The 3067-nt window shown below is 50.3% G+C and carries 1 rRNA gene; it reads right to left on the reverse strand.

The features are described 5' to 3' along the window. Position 1: 1 nt before the first annotated feature. Positions 2 to 2933, reverse strand: a 23S ribosomal RNA gene (locus QSJ81_RS25610). Positions 2934 to 3067 lie beyond the last annotated feature (134 nt).

The raw sequence follows: 3067 nt of genomic DNA on the forward strand, positions 1-3067 counted from the left end.
TTAAGTCAAGCCCTCGTCCTATTAGTACCAGTCAGCTGAATCCATTGCTGGACTTACACACCTGGCCTATCAACCTTGTCATCTACAAGGGGACTTACTAGCTTACGCTATGAGAGACCTCATCTTAAGGCTGGTTTCACGCTTAGATGCTTTCAGCGTTTATCCTTTCCGAACGTAGCTACCCAGCTGTACCCCTGGCGGGATAACTGGTACACCATTGGTTCGTCCACTCCGGTCCTCTCGTACTAGGAGCAGTTCCCTTCAAGTCTCTTGCGCCCGCGATGGATAGGGACCGAACTGTCTCACGACGTTCTGAACCCAGCTCACGTACCACTTTAATGGGCGAACAGCCCAACCCTTGGGACCTACTACAGCCCCAGGATGTGATGAGCCGACATCGAGGTGCCAAACCTCCCCGTCGATATGGACTCTTGGGAGAGATTAGCCTGTTATCCCCAGGGTAGCTTTTATCCGTTGAGCGATGGCCCTTCCACGCGGTACCACCGGATCACTAAGTCCGACTTTCGTCCCTGCTCGACCTGTACGTCTCGCAGTCAAGCTCCCTTCTGCCTTTGCACTCTTCGCGCGATTTCTGGCCGCGCTGAGGGAACCTTTGAGCGCCTCCGTTACATTTTCGGAGGCGACCGCCCCAGTCAAACTGCCCACCTGACACTGTCCTTAATGTCGTTACTATTAAAGTTAGAATTCCAGTAAATAAAGGGTGGTATCCCAACAATGACTCCACACATACTAGCGTACATGTCTCGCAGTCTCCCACCTATCCTGTACATCATTTACCAAAATTCAATGTCAGGCTACAGTAAAGCTCCATGGGGTCTTTCTGTCCAGTCGCGGGTAACCTGCATCTTCACAGGTATTTCAATTTCACCGGGTCCCTCGTTGAGACAGTGCCCAAGTCGTTACACCTTTCGTGCGGGTCGGAACTTACCCGACAAGGAATTTCGCTACCTTAGGACCGTTATAGTTACGGCCGCCGTTTACTGGGGCTTCAGTTCACACCTTCGAATTGCTTCTAAGCACTCCCCTTAACCTTCCAGCACCGGGCAGGTGTCAGCACCTATACGTCAGCTTTCGCTTTAGCAGGCACCTGTGTTTGTGGTAAACAGTCGCTTGGGCCTCTTTTCTGCGACCCTCTTTAGCTCATACCGCAAGGGTAATCACCTAAAAGGGCTCCCCTTCTCCCGAAGTTACGGGGACATTTTGCCGAGTTCCTTAACGAGGGTTTTCCCGCGCACCTTAGGATTCTCTCCCCGCCTACCTGTGTCGGTTTGCGGTACGGGCACCCACAGCCTCGCTAGAAGCTTTTCTTGACAGTGTGGGATCAGTAAGTTCGTCGCTATCGCTAGCAACTCCCCGTCACTCCTCAGGCTATTCGTTTAGCGGATTTGCCTACTAAACACCCTACAAGCTTAGACGCATTTCTTCCATTCATGCGATTACTTACCCTTCTGTGTCACTCCATCACTCAAACGGATGTGGGTGGTACTGGAATGTTTGCCAGTTGTCCATCGCCTACGCATTTACGCCTCGGCTTAGGCCCCGACTTACCCTGAGACGACGAGCGTTGCTCAGGAAACCTTAGGCTTTCGGTGGACAAGATTCTCACTTGTCTTTTCGCTACTCATACCGGCATTCTCACTTCTATATACTCCACAGCTCCTTACGGTACTGCTTCGATGCGTATAGAACGCTCCCCTACCACTTGTAACAAAGTTACAAATCCATAGCTTCGGTTCCGTACTTTAGCCCCGGACATCTTCGGCGCAAAACCTCTCGACCAGTGAGCTATTACGCACTCTTTAAATGGTGGCTGCTTCTAAGCCAACATCCTGGTTGTTTCTGAAGTTCCACATCCTTTGCCACTTAGTACGGCATTTGGGACCTTAGCTGATGGTCTGGGCTGTTTCCCTCTTGACTACGGGTCTTATCACTCGCAGTCTGACTCCCAAGGTCCGAGTACAGCCATTCGCAGTTTGACAGAGTTCGGTAACCTATAAGGCCCCTAGCCCAATCAGAGCTCTACCGTCTGTACTTATTTCTTGAGGCTAGCCCTAAAGCTATTTCGGGGAGAACCAGCTATCTCCGCGTTCGATTGGCATTTCACCCCTATCCACAACTCATCTCAAAACTTTTCAACGTTCACGAGTTCGGTCCTCCACGCAATTTTACCTGCGCTTCAACCTGGCCATGGATAGATCACTGCGGTTTCGGGTCTACAACAACTAACTATTCGCCCTATTAAGACTCGCTTTCGCTGCGGCTCCACATTTTCTGCTTAACCTCGCTAGTTACTGTAACTCGCCGGTTCATTCTTCAATAGGCACGCTGTTGACCACATAAGGGTCTTCAACTGCTTGTAGACATACGGTTTCAGGTTCTTTTTCACTCCCCTCCCGGGGTGCTTTTCACCTTTCCCTCACGGTACTATACGCTATCGGTCGCCAAGGAGTATTTTGCCTTGGAGGGTGGTCCCCCCTGCTTCCCACAAGGTTTCACGTGTCTCGTGGTACTCTGGAACTCGGCCATCTTGCTCTGCTTTTCGTCTACGGGACTGTTACCCCCTATGGTCTACCTTTCCAGGTAGTTCGACTAAGCCTGACTCGAATTATGCCGGTCCTCAACCCCGAATCAGTAAACTGACTCGGTTTGGGCTCTTCCCCGTTCGCTCGCCGCTACTTAGGGAATCTCACTTGATTACTTTTCCTCTGGGTACTTAGATGTTTCAGTTCCCCAGGTGCCCTCCTCATACTCTCAGGTATGGGTAACGATGCATTACCATCGCTGGGTTTCCCCATTCGGAGATTCATGGATCAAAGCCTGCTTGCGACTCCCCATGACTTTTCGCAGCTTACCGCGTCCTTCATCGGCTCTTGGCGCCAAGGCATCCACCGTATGCCCTTATTAGCTTGACTTATTGTCTTGCTAATCGACTGCTCATAAATGAACAATCATTAGTGGTGTATAATCCTAAAAGGATCATACGTTTTTTAAAAAATCCTAACATGCTCGGTAATCACCCTAATATTGCTATTAGAATTATTACTTT

The organism is Pelosinus sp. IPA-1, assembly GCF_030269905.1.
In the GTDB taxonomy this organism is placed as follows: domain Bacteria; phylum Bacillota; class Negativicutes; order DSM-13327; family DSM-13327; genus Pelosinus.